The organism is Heliomarina baculiformis, from assembly GCF_019966545.1.
Classification (GTDB): Bacteria; Pseudomonadota; Alphaproteobacteria; order Rhodobacterales; family Rhodobacteraceae; genus Heliomarina; species Heliomarina baculiformis.
On sequence record NZ_JAIMIC010000006.1, the window covers coordinates 226,299 to 243,804 of the forward strand.

Genomic DNA, 17,506 nt, shown 5'->3' on the forward strand with positions numbered 1-17,506 from the left:
TTGTCCCTTTTGTTTTCGCGCAGACGGTAGCGACAGCAATGCGCATGGACAATCCTGCATCCGACCGCATATTGGCAAGCATGAGTACAAAGGATGAAATTCTCATCGTCGGTGGCGGCTTGAACGGACCTGCTCTTGCCTTGGCGCTTGCTCAGGCGGGATTCGCGGTCACCGTTATCGACGCGCTTGAGATCGACCCGCGCGAAAATCCCGACTTTGACGGGCGCTCTTACGCACTGGCGCTTGGATCACAAAGGCTGCTGGACGGGATCGGATTGTGGGACCAGCTTGCCAACGACGCACAGCCGATGCTCGACATCAAGGTGACCGACGGCCATGCCGGGCAAGGCCCTTCGCCGTTCTTCATGCACTTCGATCATCGCGAGATCGAAGAAGGCCCGATGGGTTACATGGTCGAGGACCGGCACCTGCGCCGTACCTTGCTGGACAAATTGCGCAAAACGAATGGCGTGACGCTTTTGAATGGCAAGTCCGTCACCGGCCAAACCGCGGACGCAAGCGGCGTAAGCCTGACACTTGACGACGGATCGCAGGTATCCGGCGCGATTGTCATCGGCTGCGACGGGCGCAGCAGCGGTACTGCACAAAGGGCAGGAATCAAGCGTACAGGGTGGGACTATGGTCAGACCGCCCTGGTCTGCTCAATCTCGCATGAACAGCCGCATAACGGCGTCGCGCACCAGTTCTTCATGCCTTCGGGACCGCTTGCTATACTGCCCCTCACCGGCAATCGCAGTTCAATCGTCTGGAGCGAAACAACCGAGCTTGCCCGTGAAATCAACGCTCTCGACGATGCCGGCTATCTGGCAGCACTACAGCCGCGCTTTGGCGATTTCCTTGGTGAGATAGCGCTGGCGGGGAAACGGTTCACCTACCCGCTTGGCCTCACCCTTGCCAATGCGATGATTGCTGACAGGCTTGCGCTTGTCGGCGACGCGGCGCATGGTGTTCACCCGATCGCAGGACAGGGGCTGAACGCCGGTCTTCGCGATGTGGCAGCGCTGGCCGAAACGCTCGCCGATGCCAAGCGACGCGGCGAGGACCCGGCATCGCCATTGGTTCTTGGTCGTTACCAGCAATGGCGCCGTTTCGATACGGCTTCGATGGCGCTCGCAACCGACACGTTCAACCGGCTGTTTTCCAATGATAACCCGCTGCTGCGTCTGGGGCGCGACATCGGCATGGGATTGATCAATGCGGCCCCTGCCCTTCGACGCGGATTTATCCGTGAGGCGGCTGGACTAAGCGGCGACCTGCCACGTCTGATGCGCGGTCGACCGCTCTGAATAGGCGATTACTCCGCGTTTTGGCATTCACCGCGATCTTGCAAAAGCCGGATCTCGGAAACGGCTGCTGGGAACGGAACCCTCGCTCGCGGCAATTAGGCAATTAGAGTTCCCTCGCCTCGTCGACCAACATCACCGGGATCCCGTTCCGGATCGGAAAGGCCAGCCCCGCGGGTTTTGAGATCAACTCCTGAGCCTCGGCATCATATTCCAGCGTCGTATGCGTCTGCGGACAGATCAACGCCTCGAGCATGCGCCGATCAAAGCCAGTTTCGGTGTCTCTTACTGCCATTTTTCTTCTCCGTCGCCACTCCGCATGGCAAATTCGATAAGGGTGACCAGCGTCTCGCGGCGCGTGGTCAGCGAAGGGGCTTCGAGCAAAGCCTGTTTGTCCTCGGGCGTAAAGTCCAGAAGCATCGAAAGAGAATTGATTAGCAGTTCGTCCTCTGCCTCTTTCAGCGTGGCCCAGTCGGTGGACATGTTGCGATGCTCGAAAAGCCTCTGCAAAATGGCAAGGAACTGCTCGCGATTGAAATTCGCATCGGTTTCCGCACGACCCAGATCGCGGTCGAACCCGGTCCATTCCACCTCGCAACGTCGATACGGCGTGAACCCGGACACTTCGTTGTTGACCCGAAAACGGGAAATCCCGCCCAGGGTGATCATGTACCTGCCATCCTCGGTCTCGGAAAACTGCGTGACACGCCCCGCGCACCCGATACTGTGCAGCGTGTTCTCGCCGCCCGGTCGCGGGTTAGGCTGGATCATTCCGATCAGACGATGAGACGTCTTGAGCGTATCGTCCAGCATCTGGAGATAGCGCGGCTCGAACAGGTGGAGCGGCAGGCGCGACCGGGGCAACAGCAGTGCTCCCGGCAGGGGGAACACCGGTAAGGTATCAGGCAGGTCCGAGGCTTTCAGCATGAAATGCAATCTAGCCCTCGCCCTCCCTTAGGCAAATATCATCGAGGAGAGCTTGCGCCGCCCGTTGAGCACGATCGGATCGTTGGGTTTCAGGGCGTCGAAAATCGTGAAAAGCTGCGTTTTCGCGGCGCTTTCGTTCCACTCTCGATCACGGCGGAACAGCTCCAGCAACTGATCCACAGCCTCGCCCTGCTTGCCGTTGGCGGAAAGTGCCAGCGCCAGATCAAAACGCGCCTGAAGATCTTCGGGATTTGCGTCGACGGCGGCCTGCAGTTCGGCAACCGGGCCAGCACCTTCGGCCTGACGCGCCAGTTCGATCTGCGCATGCGCCGCTTCCAGTTCTGCCGAAGTCGAAATTTCGGCAGGCGCACCGTTCAGAATGGCCTCGGCCTTGTCGAGCTCGCCCAGCGCGATATGCGCTTTGACCAGCCCGGCATAAGCGCCCGGGTGATTGGGTTCCTCCCCGAGAATCGCAGCAAAGGTCTGAGCCGCATCCGTCACCGCGCCCTCTTCTAGCATGGCTTCGGCTGCCTCGACTGCTTCGGCCAGCTCATCGCCGGGGGCGGAACCGCCACCTTGCCGGGCAACCCGGTCAACGAAAGCCTTGATTTCAGATTGCGGCTGCGCGCCTTGGAATCCGTCAACAGGCTGCCCCTTGTAGAATGCATAAACGGTCGGGATCGACTGGATCTGCAGCTGACCCGCGATCATCTGCGCTTCGTCCACGTTGACCTTGACCATTTTGACCGCGCCCTTGGCTGCGCGAACCGCATCCTCGAGCATCGGGCCAAGTGTCTTGCAGGGACCACACCAGGGCGCCCAGAAATCGACGATGATCGGAACGTCCTGGCTGGCCTGAACGACATCCGTCATAAAGTTGGCTTCGGTCGTATCCTTGATCAGATCCGCGTCAGGGGCCGTGCCTAGGTTGAGTTCCATCATGAACACCTGTCGTTAAGTGGTTTCGCGTTGCCCTCCATATGTGAGCAAGGCGCTAAAAAGTCAAAGGGTCGCTGGGTCGGGAAAAGTATTGGACCCCGTTCAGAGATCGAATGTCGCGAAGACGGGTGCATGGTCACTGGGCTGCTCCCAGCCACGTGCGTCACGCAGGATCCGGCTGGAATGCGCCGCATTTGAGATATCCGGTGTTGCCCAGATGTGATCCAGCCGGCGGCCCTTGTCCGCTGCCGACCAATCCTTTGCCCGGTAGGACCACCAGGAATAGAGCAAGCCTTCGGGAATATCCTGACGGGTAATGTCGACCCAGTTGCCTGCCTCCTGCGCCGCGCCCAGATGCTCGACCTCTATCGGCGTGTGGCTCACGATCTTCAGAAGCTGCTTGTGGTTCCAGACGTCGTCCTCACGCGGGGCGATGTTGAGATCACCCACAAGGATGGACTTCTTTGGATTGTCGGAATGGAACGCGTCGCGCATCTCGGTCAGGTAGTCGAGTTTCTGGCCGAATTTCTCGTTAATCTCCCGGTCGGGCTTGTCGCCACCGGCAGGGACGTAAAAATTGTGGAGTGTGACTCCGTTTTCGAGCTGCCCGGCAATGTGTCGCGCATGCCCAAGCGAGGCGTAATCGTTGGCTGCGACCTCACGGATCGGCAAACGCGAGAAGATCGCGACACCGTTATAACCCTTTTGCCCGCGCCCGATCACATGGGTATAGCCAAGCGCCTTGAGCCCCTCGAGAGGGATCTTTTCCATCGGCGATTTGCATTCCTGAAGACACAGGACGTCCGGCTTCTCCTCGGACAGCAACTTAAGAACAAGCGGCTCTCGCAGCCGGACCGAATTGATGTTCCAGGTGGCAAGCGTAAAGGACATGAGCAATCTCCGATTTCGGTGTCGGCGACCCTAGGGGAGTTCGCCGGGCAGCGAAACCCGAATGCTGACCAAATCAGTCAGTCGAAAGGCCGGCAGGTCCGGAAAATAAAAAAGGCCGGGCACTAGGCCCGGCCAGTCCAACAGGGAGGTGCATATCGTAACCCGGATATGCGCGGGATATCTAAAACTACCATAATCACCATTTAAGTTCTGTGAACAGAATTACGCAACCTGAGATTGAAGAAATTATGCAACCAATCGATATCCGCCGCTTTCTGTTACCAATAAACGCGCATTTGAAGGATCTGGTTCGATTTTTTGTCTAAGCCGATAGATATGCGTTTCCAGCGTATGTGTCGTTACCCCGGCATTGTATCCCCAGACTTCGTGCAAGAGCACTTCTCGCGCCACGACACCTTCGGTGGAGCGGTACAAGAACTTGAGAATATTGGTTTCTTTCTCCGTCAGGCGAATCTTGCGATCATCTTGGGTGATCAGCATCTTCATGGCCGGTTTGAAAGTATACGGCCCTAATTGAAATACCGCATCTTCCGATTGTTCATGCTGCCGAAGCTGCGCGCGAATTCTTGCCAGCAATACGGGGAACTTGAATGGTTTTGTGACATAATCATTCGCACCGGCATCCAGTCCCAGGATCGTATCCGAGTCACTGTCGTGGCCAGTTAGCATCAAAATCGGAGATTTTACGCCTTGTTTGCGCATTCTTTTGCACAATTCACGCCCATCCGTATCAGGCAATCCGACATCGAGAATCACCAGATCGAATAGCTCTTCGCGAGTTCGTTCCATCGCACTTGCGCCGTCGGCGGCTTCGAACACGTCGAAATCCTCGGTCATGTCGAGTTGTTCGCTCAGCGCCTCACGCAAATCGTCATCGTCGTCTACCAGCAAAATCTTTTTGAGCTGCGCCATGAATATTTCTCCTGTGCTGGTAAACGAAATGTGTCGACCGGGTGGGGAAGACAAGTTTTGCTTCAATTCTTTCACGCTCACGTGTGCATTTCGTGCGAATTGTTTCACATTGACAGAAAGAAGGCTTAGGTAAGTCTCGGACTTCAGCAAGGACAGTGGTCATGAGCTTCGCGCCGCACATCTCGGAACTTCTGGCGCGCGCAAGGGCCGATCTGCGTATGGGCCTGCCCATTGTGCTCAACGGCAGCGATGGGGCGATCCTTGCCATATCCGCCGAAGTTCTGACAGCGGAACGCCTTACGGATCTGCGGGAACTGGACAGTGAAGCGACGCTTGCTATTACTGCGCGGCGGGCCGAAACATTGAAGGCGAGACCTTACGATGGCGACCTTGCCCGCGTGATCCTGCCCCAAGATGCCGATCTGGCCTGGATCGAATCTGTCGCGAACCCGGCCGACGATCTGCGCATGCCCCTAAAGGGACCGCTCGTGTCGGCGCGCAGCGGCAACGCGGATCTGCACCGTCTCGCGATCAAGATGGCCAAGTCGGCCCGGCTGCTGCCCGCCGCCGTCACAGTGGAATTGCCGCGCGGGCAGGAATTCGCGGCCCGTCACGGGTTGACCCTTATCGAACATGCCGATGCTGCGCCTCACCTCTTGCAACCCGGCACCCTGCACGAAGTGGTCAGTGCCCGGTTGCCAATTGAAGTGTCTGAGGCAAGCCGGCTGTACATTTATCGGCCAGATGACGGCGGCGAAGAGCATTATGCCATCGAAATCGGCCGTCCGGACCGGGCAAAACCGGTTCTTGCCCGCCTTCATTCAGCCTGTTTCACCGGCGATGTCATGGGATCGCTGAAGTGCGATTGCGGGCCACAGTTGCGCGGGGCGCTCGCCCAGATGGGTGCTGAGGGCACCGGTGTGCTGCTGTACCTCAACCAGGAGGGGCGTGGCATCGGACTTGCCAACAAGATGCGCGCCTACTCTTTGCAGGATCAGGGTTTTGACACGGTCGAGGCCAATCACCGCCTTGGCTTTGAGGACGACGAACGTGATTTCCGGCTTGGGTCGGATATCCTCAAGAAAATGGGTTTCAGTTCTGTCCGGCTCCTGACAAACAACCCCAACAAACTGGCGATGATGATGAAGAACGGCGTGCATGTGGCCGAGCGCGTGCCCCTGAAGGTTGGCGAAACCGCCTTCAACAAAGGATATCTTGCCACAAAAGCGCGCAAATCGGGCCACCTCTTATGAGTCGTGATGATCTTGTTCTGACGCCGCTGGGGCTCAGATTTGGCAACCAACGCTACCCCTGTTCTATCGGCCGGCGCGGAGTCACGGAAAGCAAACGCGAAGGCGATGGCGCAACACCGCGCGGCATTCATCGTATCGTCGGCATGCTGTACCGTCCGGACCGCCTCGCGCGCCCCGCAGACTGGGCGGTCCCAATCCATCCCGGCGATCTCTGGTCTGACGACGTACAGGATCCCGAATACAATCTGCAGGTCCGTGTACCGCATCACTTTAGCCACGAGCGGTTGCGCCGCTCAGACCCGCTGTATGACATCGTGCTGGTGACAGACTGGAACTGGCCTCATGCAAAACCAGGCCGGGGATCTGCCATTTTCATTCACCAGTGGCGGCGCCCGGGTTACCCGACCGAAGGCTGCATCGCGTTGCGACGGGACCATCTGGCAACGATATGCGCCCATTTGGTGCCGGGAACGCGTCTGATCGTACCTTAGGTGTAATCCCTTTCACCGAAGATTGCCGAACCGACCCGCACATGTGTCGCACCCTGCGCAATGGCAGATTCGAAATCGCCGCTCATTCCCATCGAAAGACCGCTCAAACCGTTGCGCTCCGCGATTTTTGCCAGCAGTGCAAAGTGGAGAGATGGCTCTTCATCGACAGGCGGAATGCACATCAGCCCGGCAACCGGAAGATCGAGGCCACGGCATTCCGCAACGAAAGCATCCGCATCGCGCGGCATGACGCCTGCTTTCTGTTCTTCTTCGCCGGTGTTGACCTGTATGAACAGGTCGGGGCACTTGCCCATATCTTGCGCCAGACGCGCAATCGTCTTTGCCAGCTTGGGTCGATCCAAAGAATGAATAACTTCGGCAAGCTCCATCGCCTGACGGGCCTTGTTCGTTTGCAAAGGGCCGATCAGGTGCAGCGTGATTCCATCGAACTGTTCGCGAAACGCTGGCCATTTGCCCGCCGCTTCCTGCACTTTGTTTTCGCCGAATTGCCGGTGGCCCTGTTCCAGCACCGCACGCACCCGCTCATCCGGTTGAACCTTTGACACGGCGATCAGGTTGACAGAACCGACCTCGCGGCCCGCTTTTTCCTCGGCCGCGCGGATACGGGTCTGGATTTCTTCAAGGGACATGACGCCACCCATTCTTGTTCGTCTTACTGCAGACAAACACCAGTATGGCGCAAAAGAAAAGGGCGGGTCCAAAGACCCGCCCAAATCACGTCAAGCGTGATGACCGCAGCTTAGAAGCTGAAGTACACACCAGCCTGAACTTGGGTCTGGTCGTTCGAGGAACGAACCGCGCCTGCTTCGAAGGAAGCGCCGCCACCCAGGTCGTAGGAGTAGTGGATACCGTAGGATTCACCTTCGCCACCGAGATCGCCAGCGTTTGCTACGCTGTTGTCACGGTTGTCACGGCCCTGAGCGATCGCGCCAGCATCGGCTTGATCTTCCGAAGTCACGAACAGCAGGATGTTCGACGCTGCGCCGATATCCATGTTGCCGTAGAGGCCGAATTTGTCGATGCCGTCGTTGTCGGCATAGGCCAGACGAACGCCGAAGGCGCCGATGTCACCGTAGACAGCCAGAACGGCTTTGTCTTCGCCGATGATGTCGGAGTCTTGAGCAGCAGCTGCAACAGTCCAGTCGCCGAAGCTGTAAGCAACGTTCACAGCGATACGGTCAACAGAGGTCGGGCCGTTGTCGGTCGAGTAGGAAACGTGACCCGAGAAGGCACCTGCGGAGTACAGGACTTCGATGCCGTTTGCACCAGCGCCGGACGAGGAGTACGCATCCCAGTCGAAGAAGGTGTTGTTGACGTTGGTCACGAGGCTGTGGAAGCCAGCGCCGTCGATACCGATACCTGCGGTACGGGTTTCGAGGTACAGGCCGGACATGTTTTCGATCGCGCCGATGATGTTACCAACACCCAGCGTGAAGCCGCCGTAGGTCGCGTAGAAACGTGCGCCGTTGAAGTTCGCGCCGCCAGGATTGTTGTCACGGCTTTCAGCCTGTGCACGGAAGCGAGCACCCAGGGTCACGCCACCGTCGGTTTCGGTCGACATGTCGAACTGCAGACGCAGACGGCTGGTGATGTTGGTGGTGCTAACGCCGTTTGCGGGCAGGCCAGCGCCGTTGGTGCCGGTGCGCTCGTTGCGGTCGTTGTAATCAAGACCAAAACGGCCGTAACCGCTGATCCGGACGTCGGCTGCTGCCATGCTCGCTGCGGCGATCATTGCAGTCGACAGGAAGAGAACCTTTTTCATCGTTGTTTTCCCTCGGTTTCAAATCATACGCCCAAACCAGAGAATCTGGCGTGGTATGCAGTGGGGTTTCGCTCTTTAGGGGTCATTTTGGCAAGAGCCGCGAAACCCAATGCGGCAAAGTCGTGGCGGATGGTGCAGCTTTGCCACAGTTTCCCCGACCCCCGGATTACACTGGCGGATCTCCGCAAAATCGCCTGAAATATAAAGGTTCGTCTGGCCCCGGACATGGATTCGCGCTGGATCATTCGCAGCCACATTGGTCTTGCTCCCCGACACTTGCTTGGGTAGGACTTTCGCCAAAGGCATTGTCGGGACTGGAATATGACGTTTAACCGCCCTTTAAAGGCTACCCTGATTCTCGCGCTTTGCGCCGGGCTTGCAGCATGTGGCGGCAACCGGTCGCGCGGCGTTTCGACGACGGCAGCCAATTCCGCGCCTCCGGGTGGTGTAGAGCTCGGACGCGAAGGCAATGTGGAAACTTACGCCAAGTCTTCGATCTGGGATGTATTCGGTCCTGACTCGGGTGACCAGACTGTAAACGTGAACCGTTATATCTGGGCCGCGTCCCTCGACGTCTTGAATTTCCTTCCGGTTCAATCAGTTGACCCATTCACCGGTGTCATCATCACCGGCTACGGCACCCCGCCGGGCGGCGGACGTTCCTACCGCGCGACCGTTCACGTTCGCGACCCCGCGCTTGATGCGCGCTCGCTGAACCTTTCGCTACAAAGCCGGAACGGCGCCGTCAGCCCAGCAACGACTCGCGCCGTCGAAGACGCCATTCTGGCCCGGGCGCGGCAGTTGCGCATCCGCGACCGGAAGTTGTAAGGCGACGGAAACCATGACGCGCTAGGGTCTGGCCACCTAAAGCGCCAGCGATTATTACCACGCCGGGTTCCAGCCCGGCGTTTTCACTTGAGGGACTACACGGCATGTCGCGATATTCGCCTGCGGAAATCGAAGCTAAATGGCAAAGCGCCTGGGAAGAATCCGGCATTTTCAAGGCACAGCGCGATGCCGCGCGCCCCAAATACTATGTGCTCGAGATGTTCCCCTATCCGTCTGGCCGAATCCATATGGGTCACGTGCGCAATTACACGATGGGCGACGTGATCGCGCGCTACAAGGCGCTGACCGGACATAATGTACTGCACCCGATGGGATGGGACGCCTTCGGGATGCCGGCCGAAAACGCCGCGATGGCCACGGGCGGTCATCCCAAGGAATGGACCTACAACAACATCGCCGAAATGCGGGCCCAGATGAAACCTCTGGGCCTCTCCATCGACTGGAGCCGCGAATTCGCGACCTGCGATCCTGATTATTACGGTCAGCAGCAGGCGCTGTTCCTCGACATGCTCGACGCCGGACTGGTCGACCGCAAGAACGCTGTCGTGAACTGGGATCCGGTCGACATGACCGTTCTGGCGAACGAACAGGTAATCGATGGCAAAGGCTGGCGCTCGGGGGCGGAGGTCGAACGGCGCGAACTGACTCAATGGTTCTTCAAGATTTCCTCGATGGCAGGCGACCTGCTCGAATCGCTGGATGATCTGGAGAACTGGCCTGCCAAGGTTCGCCTGATGCAGGAAAACTGGATCGGTCAGTCCCGAGGTCTCCAATTCTCTTTTGATATGGTACAGAACGGTTTTGACCCGGTCACCGTTTACACGACGCGCCCCGACACGCTGATGGGCGCTTCCTTTGTCGGCATCTCACCCGATCACCCGCTGGCGCGCAAACTTGCCGCCGAACGCCCTGAGATCGCCGATTTCCGCCAGCTTTGCCAAAAGGGGGGCACCACGGCGGAAGAGCTGGAGACCGCTGAAAAGCTGGGGTTTGACACCGGCCTCACGGTTCGCCACCCTCTTGACCCCAATTGGGAACTTCCGGTCTGGATCGCCAATTTCATCCTGATGGATTACGGCACCGGCGCGATTTTCGGCTGCCCCGCCCATGACCAGCGCGATCTCGATTTCTGCCGTAAATACGATCTGCCCGTCGTCGCGACCTTTATGCCAGAAGATTGCGAAACAGCGCCCGACACCATGCCTGACGCCGATTTCGCCAGTGACTGCATCGCCAAGGTCAAAGACGAGAGCGGAACGCATCGCTACTTCCGGATCGTCAAGACGGCCTTTGTACCGCCGAAAGACCAGGAGGTGAAATGGATCAACCACTTCGCCGGTCTCCAAGAGGCGACTGGCCAAGAGGCCATCGATACGACCATCACCTTTGCCGAAGAAAACGGCTGGGGCGAAGGCAAAACTCAATATCGTCTGCGCGACTGGGGCCTTTCCCGTCAGCGATACTGGGGCTGCCCAATTCCAGTGGTGCATTGTTCCGATTGCGGCGTGGTGCCTGAAAAGAAAGAAAACCTGCCGGTCGAACTTCCCGACGATGTCAGCTTTGACATCCCCGGCAACCCGCTCGACCGCCACCCGACATGGCGCGACGTGCCCTGCCCTTCCTGCGGTAAGCCCGCGAAACGCGAAACCGACACGATGGACACTTTCGTGGACAGTTCGTGGTACTACGCGCGCTTCACCTCGCCCCATGCGGACACGCCGACCTCGGCGGAAGACGCCGACTATTGGATGAATGTCGACCAGTATATCGGCGGCATTGAGCACGCGATTCTCCACCTGCTCTATTCGCGCTTCTTTGCCCGCGCGATGCACATCACCGGCCATCTGCCCGAGAAAAGCCGGGAGCCTTTCGATGCGCTTTTCACCCAAGGCATGGTTACGCATGAGATCTACCAGACCCGCGACGAAAAAGGCCGCCCGGTCTATCACCTGCCCGAGGACGTGACTGAAGGCAAACTAGCCGACGGCACCGAGGTTGAAATCATCCCGTCGGCCAAGATGTCGAAGTCCAAGAAAAACGTGGTCGACCCGGTCAATATCATCTCGGCCTATGGCGCGGACACTGCCCGCTGGTTCGTGCTCTCCGACAGCCCGCCGGAACGTGACGTGGAGTGGACCGCAGCAGGGGCCGAGGCGGCGCATAAATTCCTCGTCCGCGTCTGGCGCATGGCCCGCGATCTTGCGGATCAGCGCGATGAAGGGGTCGGCGAACTCGACAAGTCGCTTCAGGACCTGATGGACTCTATGCAGCTCGGCCAGAACCCGCTGGACGATGAACTGCTGCGCACGACCCACAAGGCCATCGACGAAGTCACCAAGAGCATTGAAAGTTTTGGATTCAACGCGGCCATCGCGCGAATCTATACTTTCGTGAATACGATCAACAAGTCTCAGGCCTCCGCACGGGTCAAATGGACCTCCCTGCGCGTGCTCGCCCAGCTCATGTCTCCGATGGTACCCCACCTCGCCGAGGAAATCTGGGCGATCCTCGGTGGCGAGGGTTTGCTCGCCAAAACTGCTTGGCCAACGCCTGACGACGCGATGATTCAGGACAACACTGTCACCCTGCCAATCCAGATCAACGGCAAGCGCCGCGCCGAAATCAGCGTTCCGACCGAAATGGGCAAAGAGGATGTTGAAAAACGCGTGCTCGAAGTCGATGCTGTAAAAAAAGCGCTTGAAGGGTCTGCGCCGAAAAAGATCATCGTCGTCCCCGGTCGTATCGTGAATGTCGTCATTTAACCGCCGTTTCCTGCTTGCCCTGCCGCTGGCGCTCGCCGCCTGCGGCTTTACCCCGGTCTATGCGCCGGGGGGCACAGGTGCTGCGCTGCAGGGCAAGGTCACTATCGTCGCGCCCAAGTCCGAAGAAGGCTACCTGATCCTCCGGAATCTCGAAGAAAGGCTGGGCCGGGCACAGGCCAACGTCTATCGCCTGACCCTTGCACCGGTTTTAGAACGGCAAGGGCAGGCGATCACCGAGGCGGGCGAAATCACGCGGTTCAGCATCATCGGACGGGTCAGCTATGAACTCAAGCTGGCTTCGGATGACAGTCTGCTGGCATCGGGAACGGTTCAGGACTTCGCCGGATATTCCGCCACAGGGTCGACCGTCGAAACGCTGGCCGCTGAATCTGACGCGCTTGACCGATTGATGAGCAGCCTCGCCGACCGTGTCACGGCACGGATCTATACGCTCGCGGACCTGCCGGGATGAAACTCAGCCCGCGCGATGCCAACGGCTATTTCGCCAAACCCGATGCCGACAGTACCGGGCTGCTGATCTACGGCGCGGATGCCATGCGCATTGCGCTCAAGCGACAGCAGGTCCTGGCCGCGCTACTCGGACCCACCGCCGAGGAAGAAATGCGTCTGACCCGGATCATGGGGGCCGATCTGCGCAAGGATCCCGCAGCTCTGTTAGATGCGGTAAAGGCCGTCGGTTTCTTCCCCGGCACTCGCGCGGTTTTCGTCGAAGATGCCAATGACAACTCAGCACCGGCACTTGCAGCCGCGCTTGACGACTGGACACCGGGCGATGCCCAGATGATCGTGACCGCTGGCGCGCTCAAGGCATCGTCCAAGCTGCGCAAGATGTTCGAATCCCACCGTAATGCCTTTGCGGTTGGTATCTACGACGATCCGCCAAGCCGTGCGGAGATCGAAAAAATCCTTTTGGACGCAGGCCTTACCAATATTCCCGGTGACAGCATGGCCGCTCTGGGCAATCTCGCCCGCGAACTTGGACCCGGCGATTTTACACAGACGATGGAAAAACTGACGCTCTACAAGCGCGGCGATTCCACCCCGCTTTCGATCGAAGATATCGACGCTGTCGCCCCCCGCTCGACCGAGGCTGCGCTTGACGATGTCCTGAACGTCGTCGCGGAATCGCGCAGCGGTGAAATCGGGCCGCTGATCCAGCGGCTTCAATCGCAGGGCACCACAGCGGTCAGCCTCTGCATCGGCGCGACGCGCCATTTCCGCACGCTTTACGCGGCCGCGTCCCATCCCGGGGGCGCCGCCGAAGGAGTCGGTCGCCTGCGCCCGCCTGTCTTCGGACCGCGTCGGGACAGAATAGTCAGGCAGGCCCAGAACTGGGGCGCGCCCAAGCTGGAAACCGCGCTTGGCGTTCTCACCGATACCGATTTGCAGTTGCGATCGGCCGGTCAGACTGCGCCCGCGATGGCGGTCGTTGAACGCGCGCTGATCAAACTCGCCATGCTGGGCAAGCTTTAGCGACACGACAACCAGTCCGACGCCGCCCGCCCAGCCCAGCGCCCGGTCGCAAGGCAGGCCGTCAAAAGATACCCCCCCGTCGGTGCCTCCCAGTCGATCATCTCTCCGGCACAGAAGACAGCAGGAAACTCGCGCAACATCAAAGTGTTATCCAGCGCCCGCCATGCCACACCGCCCGCGGTCGAGATCGCCTCGTCCATCGGGCGCAAACCGGCGTGGCGCACAGGCACCGCCTTGATACGGGCCGCGAATTCCATCGGTGCATCCGGCAAGGGCCGGGCAAATTCATTGAGCAAGGCGATCTGCACCGGTGACAGCTTCAATCTTTTGCGCAGGTGATTGCTCAGGCTCGCCTTGCCACGCGGCCGCGACAGACTTTCAGCCACGTCCTCGACGCTCTGGTCCGGCAAAAGATCTATCGTCAGCGCTCCACCTTCGCGCACTCCACGCGACACGGAGTAAATGCCCCCGCCTTCCAACCCACGCTCGGAAATCACAGCTTCGCCACGCGACATGAAAGCACCCGCACGAAAGGCGACGTTTTTTAATGGCTGCCCCATGTACGGGGCCATATGACTGCTCCAGTCAACGCAGATGCCCGCGTTGGCCGGTTCAAACGGCTCTAGACTGATGCCTTTTTCAGCCAGAACTTCAGCCCAAAGCCCGTCGGACCCCAACCTTTTCCAACTGGCACCACCCGTCGCAAGAACGGTCGCTTTTGCCCGCATCCGGACTGCGCCATCGGGTGTTTCAAACAGGGCAGAGCGTTCATTCCACCCTGCCCATCTCCATCGCGTATGCGTATCAACACCCCGTTCCGCCAGCTCCCGCAGCCAAGCGCGGAGAAGAGGCGAAGCTTTCATTACCTCGGGGAAAACCCGCCCGGTCGACCCCGTAAAGACCGGCTGGCCAAGACCCTGCGCCCATTCCTGAACCGCATCAGGCCCAAAGGCGTCGAGCATCGGTTCCAGAACCGCCGCAGCTTCTCCGTAGGCCGCCATGAACTTGTCGCGCTCTTCGACCTTCGTCAGGTTCAGCCCCGATTTCCCGGCCATCAGGAATTTGCGCCCGATGGATGGCTTGGCCTCAGCCAACAGCACCTTGTGTCCAGCGCGGGAAAGCTCACCCGCCGCCATCAGCCCCGCCGGACCGCCGCCAATGACGAGCGCATCGCATTCGATTTCGCCCGTTTCATCACGCATCAAAGCTATGCCCTTGCCAAACTCCGGATCGCCGCCACATCTGCCCCGAGTATTGCTGTGGTTCAAGCCTCATGACCGACACCGATCCGATCTGTCCCCTCTGCGGGCGACCTATCCCGCCTGACGTCGCTCAGAGCCTTCATCACCTGATTCCAAAACTCAAAGGTGGCAAGGGCGGTCCGACCGTTCTTTTGCACCACATCTGTCACAGAGAAATCCACGCCACGCTCAGCGAAGCGGAACTAGCCCGATCCTATTCGACGATAGAGGCGCTGCGCCCGCACCCGCGACTTGAAAAATTCGTTCGCTGGATTGCAAAGCGTCCCCCCGGTTTCCAATCCAAGATCCCCGGGAAACGCAGGCTTTAAGCCGGCCCGCACATGCCCGAAATCCCGGCAACAATTGCCGGATCGGCAGCGATACTATCGGCCAAAAGATCGCGAGCGGTAGTCACGAGTTCATCGCCCGGCACGATCTTGTCGATCAACCCGAATGTGTACGCGGTTTCAGCCGAAATTTTCTGACCGCCCATCAGGATCAGCTTGGTTCGCGCCGGACCGATCAGAGCCGCCATGCGCATCGGATCCGACGGTTGCGGCAGGACACCCCGCTTGAGAACCGGATAAAAGAAATTAGCCTCGGGAACCGAGATCCGAAGATCGCAGGCGAGAGCCATCCCCATCGACCCTCCCGCGAGAGTGCCGTTCAAGGCCGCCACGCTCAGGCAGGGCAGGGCAGCGATTGCGGTCGACAGCCGCTCCCACAGGGCCGAAACCGCCAGACCGCTGTTGCGCACTTCTTCAAGATCGGCGCCAGCGCTGAACACCTTGCCCTGTCCGGTCAGGATAAAGCCGCGCGCGTCCATAGCCGCTTCAGCGATTTCGCTCATTTCCTGCAGCATGGCTTCGGTAACGGAATTCGCCTTGTCCTGCCGATTGATGGTGACGACCCAAAGCCCGTCCGTTTTATCAAGTTCGATCATCGCCCACCTCTTTCCAATCTTTAGCTCTTGTTAAGCACTCGGCACCTACAGGTCCAGACGCTCTGCAAGCGCCCCCCTTGACCATCCCGGCCCAAAAACAGACGATGCCGCGATGGCTCATCAAAGAGGTTCGATTATGACTCGTTATTTCCGGTACGGCAGTTGCGCTGCTCTCATCTGTTCGCTTTCCGCGCCCGCAGCTTATGCCGACCTGACTGCGCAGGATGTCTGGCAGGAGTGGAATAGCTATCTGACCTCGACGGGCTATGACGTGACAGCGGATACCGAGACGTCCGGTGACACGCTGACCCTCAGCAACCTTAAACTGATGATCCCCGTCCCCGAGGATGATACGGTTGTAACCTTGGGCATCCCGTCCATGGCGCTGGTTGAAAACGACGACGGCACGGTCAACGCGGTCTTCCCCGCCTCCTTGCCGATCAGCGTCGAGGTCCAGGGATCGGACACCGAAGAGCTGGATGCCGTGGTTACGATGACCCATTCGAACGGCAAGATGCTCATCTCGGGCGACCCGAGCCAATACACCTATGTGCATTCCTCGGACACGCTCGATTTCGAACTCACGAGTCTCTCAATCGAGGACGAGCCGGACGCCTCCGATGCGATCAAGGCGAAATTCTCCGTGAAAGGGTCGAATGGGGAAAGCACGATTGCCTTGGCCGACATGCGCTCTTTCACTCAGGATTACAAAGCAGATTCACTATCCTACGACCTTACCTTCTCTGACCCGGATTCCACCGATGCAGGCAGCTTCAAGGGTGAGCTTTCCGGTCTTTCGATGAACGGGTCCGGTGAAATGCCGATCGAGTTCGACAATTCGGACATGGCGGCCATGCTCGCTGCCGGTTTCGAGATGAAGGGCAACATGTCCTACAGCGCCGGTAACAGCGATCTTCAGGGGTCTGGCGACGGTCAGGAATTCTCGGCGACCACATCGTCTCAGGGTGGGTCCGTCGCCGTCCAGATGGATTCAACCAATATCGGCTATGATCTGAAAGGCCAGAACACCACGGTCGCTGTCACCGCATCCGAACTGCCCTTCCCGGTCTCGATCGAAGCGGCTCAGGCTGCGCTCAGCTTCCTGCTCCCTGTCGCGAAAACCGATGACCCGCAGGATTTCAGCTTTGCGATGAACCTTCAGGACTTCAAGATGTCCGATATGCTCTGGAACCTCTTCGATCCCCAGGGCACCCTGCCCCGCGATCCGGCTACGGTTTCGATAGACACAACCGGCAAGGCGACACTTGCCTTCGACATGCTCGATCCCGAGGCCGCAATGCAGATGGAAACCCAGGGCACGCCGCCGGGTGAGTTGAACGAGATCGACATCAACAACCTGCTGGTTTCCATGGTTGGCGCAAAGCTCGAGGGCCAGGGCAGCTTTACCTTCGATAACTCCGATCTCGAAAGCTTTGGCGGCGCGCCGCGTCCCCAGGGTGAAATGGATCTCTCTCTCACCGGAGCGAACGGTTTGCTCGACAAGCTGATCGAGATGGGCTTCGTTTCGTCTCAAGATGCGATGGGCGCCCGGATGATGATGGGCATGCTGGCCGTCCCCGGCGAAGGACCGGATTCGCTCAAGTCCAAGATCGAGATCAACGAACAGGGCCAGATTTTGGCCAACGGACAGCGTCTGAAGTAAGCTCGGCCCGCCCCAGGGCGGCACTCACGATCA

18 protein-coding genes are annotated in these 17,506 nt (G+C 59.1%); 9 read left to right on the forward strand and 9 right to left on the reverse strand.

What is annotated here, in order from left to right; translation table 11 throughout:
* Nucleotides 1-44 precede the first annotated feature (44 nt).
* A complete protein-coding gene (locus tag MF268_RS15390; protein WP_238371753.1) occupies nt 45-1,307 on the forward strand; it encodes an FAD-dependent monooxygenase in 1,263 nt (420 codons plus the stop codon).
* 103 nt (nt 1,308-1,410) lie between these two features.
* On the opposite strand, the gene MF268_RS15395 is transcribed toward MF268_RS15390, so the two are convergent.
* From MF268_RS15395 to MF268_RS15415, 5 genes are all read right to left on the reverse strand, one after another.
* The gene (locus MF268_RS15395) at nt 1,411-1,599 is read right to left on the reverse strand and encodes a Trm112 family protein (RefSeq protein ID WP_238371754.1); all 189 of its coding nucleotides are present in this window, start codon (nt 1,597-1,599) and stop codon (nt 1,411-1,413) included.
* Nucleotides 1,590-2,231 (reverse strand): LON peptidase substrate-binding domain-containing protein, encoded by a 642-nt coding sequence (locus tag MF268_RS15400; RefSeq protein WP_238371755.1) that lies wholly within the window; start codon nt 2,229-2,231, stop codon nt 1,590-1,592. Before MF268_RS15400 ends, MF268_RS15395 begins: the two co-directional genes overlap by 10 nt.
* 27 nt (nt 2,232-2,258) lie before the next feature.
* Nucleotides 2,259-3,173, reverse strand: a complete 915-nt coding sequence (gene trxA / locus MF268_RS15405; protein WP_238371756.1) for a thioredoxin — start codon at nt 3,171-3,173, stop codon at nt 2,259-2,261.
* Between the two features lie 99 nt (nt 3,174-3,272).
* Nucleotides 3,273-4,061: an exodeoxyribonuclease III gene (locus tag MF268_RS15410; protein WP_238371757.1), complete on the reverse strand. Its 789-nt coding sequence runs from the start codon at nt 4,059-4,061 to the stop codon at nt 3,273-3,275.
* A 246-nt stretch (nt 4,062-4,307) separates the two neighbouring features.
* The gene (locus MF268_RS15415; RefSeq protein ID WP_238371758.1) at nt 4,308-4,994 is read right to left on the reverse strand and encodes a response regulator transcription factor; all 687 of its coding nucleotides are present in this window, start codon (nt 4,992-4,994) and stop codon (nt 4,308-4,310) included.
* Nucleotides 4,995-5,155: 161 nt separating this feature from the next.
* Between MF268_RS15415 and ribA the strand changes: the two genes are divergently transcribed.
* Together ribA and MF268_RS15425 are read left to right on the forward strand one after the other, a co-directional pair.
* Complete coding sequence (gene ribA, locus MF268_RS15420; RefSeq protein ID WP_238371759.1) at nt 5,156-6,247, forward strand: GTP cyclohydrolase II; 1,092 nt, start codon at nt 5,156-5,158, stop codon at nt 6,245-6,247.
* Nucleotides 6,244-6,738 carry a L,D-transpeptidase family protein gene (locus tag MF268_RS15425; protein ID WP_238371760.1) on the forward strand — a complete coding sequence of 165 codons (495 nt, stop codon included), beginning with the start codon at nt 6,244-6,246 and terminating at the stop codon, nt 6,736-6,738. Before ribA ends, MF268_RS15425 begins: the two co-directional genes overlap by 4 nt.
* Here MF268_RS15425 and MF268_RS15430 read toward each other — a convergent pair.
* Both MF268_RS15430 and MF268_RS15435 read right to left on the reverse strand, forming a co-directional pair.
* On the reverse strand, nt 6,735-7,388 hold the full coding sequence (locus MF268_RS15430; protein WP_238371761.1) for a YggS family pyridoxal phosphate-dependent enzyme: 654 nt from the start codon (nt 7,386-7,388) through the stop codon (nt 6,735-6,737). The two genes, MF268_RS15425 and MF268_RS15430, sit on opposite strands and share 4 nt — an antisense overlap.
* 110 nt (nt 7,389-7,498) lie before the next feature.
* Entirely contained in the window at nt 7,499-8,521 is a 1,023-nt protein-coding gene (locus tag MF268_RS15435) for a porin (protein WP_238371762.1), read from the reverse strand.
* A 321-nt stretch (nt 8,522-8,842) separates the two neighbouring features.
* Here MF268_RS15435 and MF268_RS15440 point away from each other — a divergent pair, with 321 nt between their 5' ends.
* The 4 genes from MF268_RS15440 to holA all read left to right on the forward strand — a co-directional run bounded on the left by MF268_RS15440 (nt 8,843) and on the right by holA (nt 13,626).
* Nucleotides 8,843-9,349, forward strand: a complete 507-nt coding sequence (locus MF268_RS15440) for a DUF3576 domain-containing protein (protein WP_238371763.1) — start codon at nt 8,843-8,845, stop codon at nt 9,347-9,349.
* A gap of 104 nt (nt 9,350-9,453) precedes the next feature.
* On the forward strand, nt 9,454-12,132 hold the full coding sequence (leuS, locus tag MF268_RS15445; RefSeq protein WP_238371764.1) for a leucine--tRNA ligase: 2,679 nt from the start codon (nt 9,454-9,456) through the stop codon (nt 12,130-12,132).
* A complete protein-coding gene (gene lptE, locus MF268_RS15450) occupies nt 12,119-12,604 on the forward strand; it encodes an LPS assembly lipoprotein LptE (protein ID WP_238371765.1) in 486 nt (161 codons plus the stop codon). Before leuS ends, lptE begins: the two co-directional genes overlap by 14 nt.
* Nucleotides 12,601-13,626 carry a DNA polymerase III subunit delta gene (gene holA / locus MF268_RS15455; RefSeq protein ID WP_238371766.1) on the forward strand — a complete coding sequence of 342 codons (1,026 nt, stop codon included), beginning with the start codon at nt 12,601-12,603 and terminating at the stop codon, nt 13,624-13,626. The genes lptE and holA overlap by 4 nt, the downstream gene beginning before the upstream one ends.
* Here holA and MF268_RS15460 read toward each other — a convergent pair.
* On the reverse strand, nt 13,623-14,828 hold the full coding sequence (locus tag MF268_RS15460) for a TIGR03862 family flavoprotein (protein ID WP_238371767.1): 1,206 nt from the start codon (nt 14,826-14,828) through the stop codon (nt 13,623-13,625). The two genes, holA and MF268_RS15460, sit on opposite strands and share 4 nt — an antisense overlap.
* Nucleotides 14,829-14,899: 71 nt before the next feature.
* On the opposite strand from MF268_RS15460, the gene MF268_RS15465 reads away from it, so the two are divergent.
* On the forward strand, nt 14,900-15,196 hold the full coding sequence (locus MF268_RS15465; RefSeq protein ID WP_238371768.1) for an HNH endonuclease: 297 nt from the start codon (nt 14,900-14,902) through the stop codon (nt 15,194-15,196).
* On the opposite strand, the gene MF268_RS15470 is transcribed toward MF268_RS15465, so the two are convergent.
* Nucleotides 15,193-15,810 (reverse strand): enoyl-CoA hydratase/isomerase family protein, encoded by a 618-nt coding sequence (locus MF268_RS15470; RefSeq protein ID WP_238371769.1) that lies wholly within the window; start codon nt 15,808-15,810, stop codon nt 15,193-15,195. The genes MF268_RS15465 and MF268_RS15470 overlap by 4 nt on opposite strands.
* A gap of 136 nt (nt 15,811-15,946) precedes the next feature.
* On the opposite strand from MF268_RS15470, the gene MF268_RS15475 reads away from it, so the two are divergent.
* Nucleotides 15,947-17,473: a DUF2125 domain-containing protein gene (locus tag MF268_RS15475; RefSeq protein WP_238371770.1), complete on the forward strand. Its 1,527-nt coding sequence runs from the start codon at nt 15,947-15,949 to the stop codon at nt 17,471-17,473.
* The last annotated feature ends 33 nt before the right edge of the window (nt 17,474-17,506 follow it).

Coding starts and splice junctions, on each gene's coding strand:
- MF268_RS15390 (WP_238371753.1), top strand. CDS start 45: ATGGACAATCCTGCATCCGACCGCATATTGGCAAGCATGAGTACAAAG.
- MF268_RS15395 (WP_238371754.1), bottom strand. CDS start 1,599: ATGGCAGTAAGAGACACCGAAACTGGCTTTGATCGGCGCATGCTCGAG.
- MF268_RS15400 (WP_238371755.1), bottom strand. CDS start 2,231: ATGCTGAAAGCCTCGGACCTGCCTGATACCTTACCGGTGTTCCCCCTG.
- trxA (WP_238371756.1), bottom strand. CDS start 3,173: ATGATGGAACTCAACCTAGGCACGGCCCCTGACGCGGATCTGATCAAG.
- MF268_RS15410 (WP_238371757.1), bottom strand. CDS start 4,061: ATGTCCTTTACGCTTGCCACCTGGAACATCAATTCGGTCCGGCTGCGA.
- MF268_RS15415 (WP_238371758.1), bottom strand. CDS start 4,994: ATGGCGCAGCTCAAAAAGATTTTGCTGGTAGACGACGATGACGATTTG.
- ribA (WP_238371759.1), top strand. CDS start 5,156: ATGAGCTTCGCGCCGCACATCTCGGAACTTCTGGCGCGCGCAAGGGCC.
- MF268_RS15425 (WP_238371760.1), top strand. CDS start 6,244: ATGAGTCGTGATGATCTTGTTCTGACGCCGCTGGGGCTCAGATTTGGC.
- MF268_RS15430 (WP_238371761.1), bottom strand. CDS start 7,388: ATGTCCCTTGAAGAAATCCAGACCCGTATCCGCGCGGCCGAGGAAAAA.
- MF268_RS15435 (WP_238371762.1), bottom strand. CDS start 8,521: ATGAAAAAGGTTCTCTTCCTGTCGACTGCAATGATCGCCGCAGCGAGC.
- MF268_RS15440 (WP_238371763.1), top strand. CDS start 8,843: ATGACGTTTAACCGCCCTTTAAAGGCTACCCTGATTCTCGCGCTTTGC.
- leuS (WP_238371764.1), top strand. CDS start 9,454: ATGTCGCGATATTCGCCTGCGGAAATCGAAGCTAAATGGCAAAGCGCC.
- lptE (WP_238371765.1), top strand. CDS start 12,119: ATGTCGTCATTTAACCGCCGTTTCCTGCTTGCCCTGCCGCTGGCGCTC.
- holA (WP_238371766.1), top strand. CDS start 12,601: ATGAAACTCAGCCCGCGCGATGCCAACGGCTATTTCGCCAAACCCGAT.
- MF268_RS15460 (WP_238371767.1), bottom strand. CDS start 14,828: ATGCGTGATGAAACGGGCGAAATCGAATGCGATGCGCTCGTCATTGGC.
- MF268_RS15465 (WP_238371768.1), top strand. CDS start 14,900: ATGACCGACACCGATCCGATCTGTCCCCTCTGCGGGCGACCTATCCCG.
- MF268_RS15470 (WP_238371769.1), bottom strand. CDS start 15,810: ATGATCGAACTTGATAAAACGGACGGGCTTTGGGTCGTCACCATCAAT.
- MF268_RS15475 (WP_238371770.1), top strand. CDS start 15,947: ATGACTCGTTATTTCCGGTACGGCAGTTGCGCTGCTCTCATCTGTTCG.